General features: G+C 60.3%; 5 protein-coding genes. 2 read left to right on the top strand and 3 right to left on the bottom strand.

Annotated elements, in window-relative coordinates; translation table 11 throughout:
- Nucleotides 1–30: 30 nt before the first annotated feature.
- The 3 genes from AC11W3_RS09745 to AC11W3_RS09735 all read right to left on the bottom strand — a co-directional run bounded on the left by AC11W3_RS09745 (nucleotide 31) and on the right by AC11W3_RS09735 (nucleotide 4,296).
- Nucleotides 31–2,205: a methyl-accepting chemotaxis protein gene (locus AC11W3_RS09745; RefSeq protein WP_484088814.1), complete on the bottom strand. Its 2,175-nt coding sequence runs from the start codon at nucleotides 2,203–2,205 to the stop codon at nucleotides 31–33.
- Nucleotides 2,206–2,209: 4 nt separating this feature from the next.
- Nucleotides 2,210–2,569: a cytochrome C gene (locus AC11W3_RS09740; protein WP_484088815.1), complete on the bottom strand. Its 360-nt coding sequence runs from the start codon at nucleotides 2,567–2,569 to the stop codon at nucleotides 2,210–2,212.
- Nucleotides 2,570–2,955: 386 nt separating this feature from the next.
- Entirely contained in the window at nucleotides 2,956–4,296 is a 1,341-nt protein-coding gene (locus AC11W3_RS09735; RefSeq protein ID WP_484088816.1) for a cytochrome C, read from the bottom strand.
- 415 nt (nucleotides 4,297–4,711) lie between these two features.
- On the opposite strand from AC11W3_RS09735, the gene AC11W3_RS09730 reads away from it, so the two are divergent.
- Both AC11W3_RS09730 and AC11W3_RS09725 read left to right on the top strand, forming a co-directional pair.
- Complete coding sequence (locus AC11W3_RS09730) at nucleotides 4,712–6,319, top strand: cytochrome C (RefSeq protein WP_484092929.1); 1,608 nt, start codon at nucleotides 4,712–4,714, stop codon at nucleotides 6,317–6,319.
- A 5-nt stretch (nucleotides 6,320–6,324) separates the two neighbouring features.
- Nucleotides 6,325–6,466 (top strand): epoxyqueuosine reductase QueH (locus AC11W3_RS09725; RefSeq protein WP_484092930.1); only part of this gene is annotated, 142 nt, incomplete at its 3' end.

Genomic DNA, 6,466 nt, shown 5'->3' with positions numbered 1-6,466 from the left:
GGGGATGATTCCTTACTGGGCGCTGCCGGATCAGATCTTGAAGGCTTCCATTTCCTTTTGCAGCATGTCGGTCTGCTTGAACAGCTTGGACACGCCTTCGTCCATGACCCGGGTGGCGCCGACGTTGGCTTCGGTCGCCGCCTGGATCTCCTCGACCGACATCATGATCTGCTCGCTCCCGCGGCTCTGCTCGTCGCAGGCGCGCTTGATGTGGCGGATCATCTCGGTGATGCTCTCGGTCGACTGGGCTATCAGGTTCCCGACCTTGTTCTGCTCGCGGGTGGAGGAGAGAACCTGCGAGGTCAGCCCCTTCATGTTCTCGACCGCCCCCATGATCAGCTCGCTCCCCTGCCCCTGCTCCTTGGTGGCCTTGGCGATCTGCGCCACCATCTCGGAGACCTGCTCCATGGCCTCGCGGATCATCTGGCTCCCCTTGGCCTGCTCCACGGTGGTACGGGCGATCTCCCCGACCTGGGCCGTGGCCTCGTTGACGCCAACCACGATCTTGGCCAGCGCCTCGCCCGATTTCTGGGAGAGGAGTTCGCCGTCGCCGATGCTGCGCTCGGCCTGCTCGATGGCGTCGACCGCGCGCCTGGTCTCCTCCTGCACGCCGCGGATCACCTGGGCGATTTCGCGGGTCGAGCTGGAGGTGCGCTCGGAGAGTTCCTTGATCTCGTCGGCGACCACGGCAAAGCCCTTTCCGTGTTCACCGGCCTGGGCGGCAATGATGGCGGCGTTTAAGGCCAGCAGGTTGGTCTGCTCCGCCACCTCGTCGATGACCGAGAGGATGTCGCCGATGTCGGCGGCGCGCTCGGAGAGGGTGTTGACCACCTCGCTGGTGATGGCGGAGGAGCGCTTGATCTCCTGCATGCCGTTGATAACCGCCTCGACGGCCTCGCGTCCGGTTTCCGCATCGGCGCGGACCGCCTTGGAGATGGCCGCCGTTTCGTTGGCGTTTCTCTCGACCTGCTTGATCGAGCTGTCCATCTCCATCACCGAAGAGGCGGTGGCGGTGGAGACTTCCATGAGGCTGACCACGCCGTTTCCGACCTGCTTGATGGAGGCCCCCATCTCGACGATGGACGAGCTGACCTCGTTCACCGACTGCGACAGGTTCTCCATGCTCTGCACCACTTCCTCGACGCTGGATGCCATCTCCAGGATCGAAGAGGAGCTCTCCGAGGCCGAGATGGAGAGGGAATCGACGCTTGAGGCCACCCCCTTGACCGAGGTGTTGATCTCGACGATGGCTGCCGAGGTCTTGGCCACGCTGTCGGCCTGGGTCTTGGCGGACTGCACCACGGAGTGAGAGGCCTTGGCCATGGTGTCCGAAACACCTGCCAGCTCCGCCGAAGAGCGGGAAACCTTACCGATGATCCCCGAGAGCTTCCCGACCATCTCGTTGAAGTCGCTCCCCAAGGTGCCGATCTCGTCCTCCGAGTCGACTTCCACCCTGGTGGTGAGGTCCCCTTCGGCGCCGCTGTTGACGGCGGCGGCCATGATCCTGACCCTGGCGACGATGTTGCGGGTGATCATCATCCCCAGCAACAGGGCCATGGCGATGGCGATCAGGATGACCACGGTGAAGGTCACCATGGAGGTCCGCTGCATCTGGGTCACCTGGGCATGGGCCTGGTTCATCTGGTTGCCGACTTCCAGCAGGATGTCATCGAGATCGGCCTTGGCCTTTTCGTTGGCCTCGGTGATGTCATCGTTGGCCAGCTTGTGCAGGGTCGCGTCGGAGAGGGAGTTGGGCCCGCCGAGGAGGCGCTCCTTGTGAGAGATGAGCTGGTCCGCCACATTCTCGAATTCCGACCAGGTCGACAGGAACTTCCTGGTACGGGCCTCGATGACGCCACCCTTCTCCGCAGGCTTGATGCCGAGCTTGGCGTTGCCGTTCAGCAGCGTCTGCGCCTGGCTCTGCAGGAGGTCCCGCTTCATGTGGTAGTCCTCGACGTACTCCTCGAACTTGTCCTTCTCGGAGCGGACCAGGGCGGCCTGCATCAGGCTCACGTGGCAGTACTTCTGGGTCACCGCCATGAGGAGCACCTGCTTCTGCTGCTTGGAAAGCTGCTCCAGGATGTTCTGGATCTGGCCGCCGACCCGCTTGACGCTCACCGCGCCGAAGATGCCGGTGAAGGCGACCAGAAAGGCCATGATCATAAAAGCTACGATCAGTCGGCCGCGAAGCTTCAGGTTCTTCATTTAATTAACGCTCCGCTTCCACTATCAGGTAGTTCAGCAGGTCGACGGCCTGTTTCACCTCGGCCTTGGACATGTTGGAGTCAGGCTTTCTCAGCATCTTTACGCCGTAGGCCTTGGTGGCGCTACGGTCGAAGGGCTGGCCGGAGATGGGGGCCACGCCGGACTGTACCGCGACGATGGTCCTCTCCAGGGTGTGGCACTTGACGCACTTGGTACGGACCACGTCGTAGTTTGCCTTCATGGCGGAGGGGAAACCCGAAGGATCGAGGCGCATGGCGTCGCCTTTACCTATCACTCTCAAAGCCGCGTTGGCGGCGGTTGCAGTGGTTGCAATAAGTAGCATGGTGATGAGAATCTTCTTCATGGTAAACATCCTCCGTTAGACAGGTTTACGTTCGAACCGGTGTTGGTGAAAATCAATCCCTGACAGCTTCTGACAACCAGAAAACTATTAAAACAAACTCATCCGCAAGGCAAGAACTTTACTAATTAGCGCTAATCTTCCGCATGAGATTGTCATCCCCGAATGCCCTTATCGGGGATCCAGATTTCACGTCGTTTAGGAGCTGGATTCCCGATCAGAATCGCTTCGGGAATGACAGCTTTGGAAGCTGGCGGAAGTGGGACTGATCAGGAGAATTTTTCTCCCAGCCTCTCAGGCAGAGTCGGAAGCTCCGCTAGTAGTGTCATTACTTCTCGGCGTATCCTGCCAATGCTTTAGCCCTTGCCAGTCGCTGCCGAACTCTTCGTCTACAGGCTGAAAGCCAGCGACGCCAGGGTGACCCTGGTAGTGCCGCTCGGGGAGTCGGTGTACTGGTACTCCAGGGAAAGCCTCGTGTTCTGCAGCGGTGCATAGGCGATGGCCGGGACATAGCGATGCGTTCCGGCGCCGTCGGTCTCCACGTATTCGTAGCGGAAAAGGGGAATCAGGTTGATAGGTGCCCCCAGGTAGTACTCCCCTTCGAAGGTGTAGGCGTGGCTGTGGACCGCGACGGCGGTATTGAGAAAGCTCGGGTTGCTATCCCTGCCAAAGGTGCCGCTCCCCTTGAGGTGAAGGCGCTTGTACAGGACGTCGAGCTCCCCTCCGACCCGATAGAAGTTGTTCAGGTTCTGGGCGGGGGCGTTGCTGAGGTACTGACCGCTTTGCCCTGCATAACCGAAGGTCCCCACGGTGATCGCCAGGAAATCCCAGACACTTTCCTTCTCGAGATCGACGTCGGGCTCGACTCCTTTGAAGTCGGTCCCGCCGATCTTGAAGGAGGCATGACCGTAACCGTCCTTATGGTTGCGGACGTTCCTGTCGACCACGCCCCCCGCCACAAGAAGCCTGTTCCCGATCAGCGTGTTCACCTCCAGAGTATCCTCAGGGGAGTCGACCGTGAAGGGGGAGTTGCCGACCTGGTATGAGGTCGAGGCATAGGCAGGGACGGAGATGATCCGGTTGCTCCGTTTCCACAAGGAGAGCTTCGGCTCCAGGCGGCCGACCCGGATATTGAGCGGGGTGTCCAGCGCGTGCCGCCAGACCAGGAAGAGTTCGCTTATGTTGGGGGTGTTATTGGTGGGGGCATTGAGGTTGTTGGCCGGGGTGTTGACGGTCTGGTTGCTTTGACCGGTCCGGCTCCCCTGGCTGTAAAGATTATAGGTGAGGAAGAACCCGGCAGCCTCCCTGAAGGCGCCACCGGCTTGCAGCCTTAACGACCTGGTTGAGAGGTCCAGCTTGTCCCCGTCGATGGCATCGTTGTCATAAGCAACATCGACGGTCCCGGTGAGTGAGACGGGAATCTGCTCGGGGAGCCCCGAAAGGTAGGCCCATTCGGCCTTGCCGCCTTTGGCGCTAGCGGTACCGCTCTCATCCGCGGAAGCTCCCTTCGCTGCCGCTGCCGGCTTGTGCCCGGGCCAGACGTAGCTGTTCCTCAGGAACGCCTCGCCGAACTCGTTCAACTCCGGGTAGATGGTGTGACAGGTGGAGCACTCGGTCTTGTGCTGACGGCTGAAAGCGGGGATCGCATCGGCGGTCTTTGGGTGGAGCAAGGAAGAAGCGGCAAGGCCCACCAGCAACGTAATGGCAACGGGGGATTTCCTCAAAAACATAACACTCTCCTGCATCGAATAACATTGTAATAGAAGGGGCGGGAATAATTAAAGTGTACTAATAAAAAGCAGCCTCCCATGATTGCTCTGGTGGACCATCTGAGACAGCAGAATCCTCAGGGGCGATTATTACAATAATGCCGAAGTGAAGTCAACTTAACAAACACGGATCTAGATAAAATATAAGCGATCCTGTGAGGGTTGATTCTTTTTTTAACTACATTTTTACTGCCGGAAGTGGTATAAGGACGTTCAAAATATTACCGGGGGGGTCTACATGCAGCCAAGAAGTCTTCTTTTGCTAATCCTCGTACCCATGTTCCTATACGGGTGCGGCGGAAGCGGGAATTCCAACGGAAGTAACACCGAAGCCAGCGGTAGCGGGACATCGAAGCTCATTGAGTCACAGACCTGCATGAATGAGAGCTGCCACGGCACCCAGACCTCCCCCGGAACAGGCGCGCTGATCGTCAACGAGTGGAAGGCCTCTACCCATAACACCATGAACGGCGCAGGCTGCGCCGACTGCCACGAACCCGAATCGGGTCACCCGCAGGCCTGCAGCAAGTGCCACGGCGGCGGAGGTGGCGGCGTCACCCACAATCCCGACGTCGCCGGCAAGTGCGGCAAATGCCACGGCATCGCCTTCCCCAACGACATCATGATGACCCTTTCGCCGAAGCACTTCGGCAACCTCACGGCCAGCATCAACAACAGCAAGTACCGCGCCTCGTATATCAGCTCGAACTACGTAGGCAACTGCCGCAAGTGCCACAACCCCCACGACACCTCCAGCGCCCACCAGGTCAACGCCGACTGGGCGGCATCGGGACACGGCAACGTCACTGCCGGCGCCAGGGCCAATTACGACTTCAAGACCAGGGGGACCTACGAGCCGTACAACCTCACCTTCCAGTACTACTGCGTGCGCTGCCACACCACCACCGGCTACATCAACTTCGTGACCAGCGGCTTCACCGTGGCGCGCCCCTTCGCCGGCCCCGGGTATCCGGTGGTGCAGAACGTGCCGGTCAAGGTGCCGGCGGGGACGGTGCAGCCTGCCGACACCCCGTCGACCGACAAGACGAAAGAGGTCACCGGATGCGACGCCTGCCACGATGACGGCAACGGCCGGGCCTACGGATTCAACACCCGCTCCGTGGCAGCGTATAAGGCCTACTACAACTTCTCGTCCTCCAACAGCTTCCCGACGGTCAAGCTGAACAACACTCCGGTAAACTACCCGAACGCAGGGGAGTCCAACGTCTGCATCCCGTGCCATACCGGCAGGGGGATAGGGAGCATGATCTACGCCGCGGCCACCGCCGGCATGGACTTCAGCAACACCAACAGCCCGGGCGCCCACGACCGCGCGGCGGGAGCCAACCTCTTCCAGCTTTCAGGATACGAATTCCAGGGGAGGTCCTACGCAAGCCCGACCTTCGTGCACAGCAAGATCGGCATATCCAACTTCAACGGCACCGGTTACCGCGGCCCCTGCGTCTCCTGCCACATGTCGAGCAGCAACACGCACATGTTCCTGCCGGTCCAAAAAGATGGTACCGGAACCGTCACCGCCATCATCAGCAGGGCCTGCGCTTCCTGCCACAACGGTTCCACCGCGCCGGTGTGGACTGTTTCATCCTTCACCGACAGGAAGGCGGGATACATCGCGACCCTGGCGATCCTGGCCAAACTGAGGACCGGGAAGGTGGTCTCGCTCCCCAACAGGAATTCCGACTACAATGCGGCCTACCCCGGGGGCGGCGCGAACACCATGGGGGTCAGCTTCAACTACGGCCTCCTCAACAACGACCCCGGCGCCTTCGCCCACAACCCGCTCTACACGAAGAGGCTCCTCTGGGACTCCATCGACTGGATCTACAACGGTGCAATGGACAACGACGTGGTGGCGGCCATCAACAGCCTGCCCGATACGACGATACCCGCGAGCACCAAGGCCGCGGCCGTCAAGTACCTGACCACGGATGAGTTCGGGAATGCCCTGAGCGGGCGGCCGTAACTATCATGCGGCTTCTGCTTCACATCTGCTGCGGACCTTGCGCCGTCTATCCCGTCAAGGAACTTAGATCGGGCGGCGTCGAGGTCACCGGCTTCTTCTACAACCACAACATCCACCCGTACACCGAGTACAAGCTCCGCCTCGAGG

The organism is Geomonas sp. (assembly GCF_056994735.1).
This window is presented reverse-complemented; position numbering and strand designations above follow the sequence as displayed.

Bases quoted from the DNA above. Each gene is read 5' to 3' on its own strand.
- AC11W3_RS09745 (WP_484088814.1), bottom strand. From the start codon at position 2,205: ATGAAGAACCTGAAGCTTCGCGGCCGACTGATCGTAGCTTTTATGATC.
- AC11W3_RS09740 (WP_484088815.1), bottom strand. From the start codon at position 2,569: ATGAAGAAGATTCTCATCACCATGCTACTTATTGCAACCACTGCAACC.
- AC11W3_RS09735 (WP_484088816.1), bottom strand. From the start codon at position 4,296: ATGTTTTTGAGGAAATCCCCCGTTGCCATTACGTTGCTGGTGGGCCTT.
- AC11W3_RS09730 (WP_484092929.1), top strand. From the start codon at position 4,712: ATGAATGAGAGCTGCCACGGCACCCAGACCTCCCCCGGAACAGGCGCG.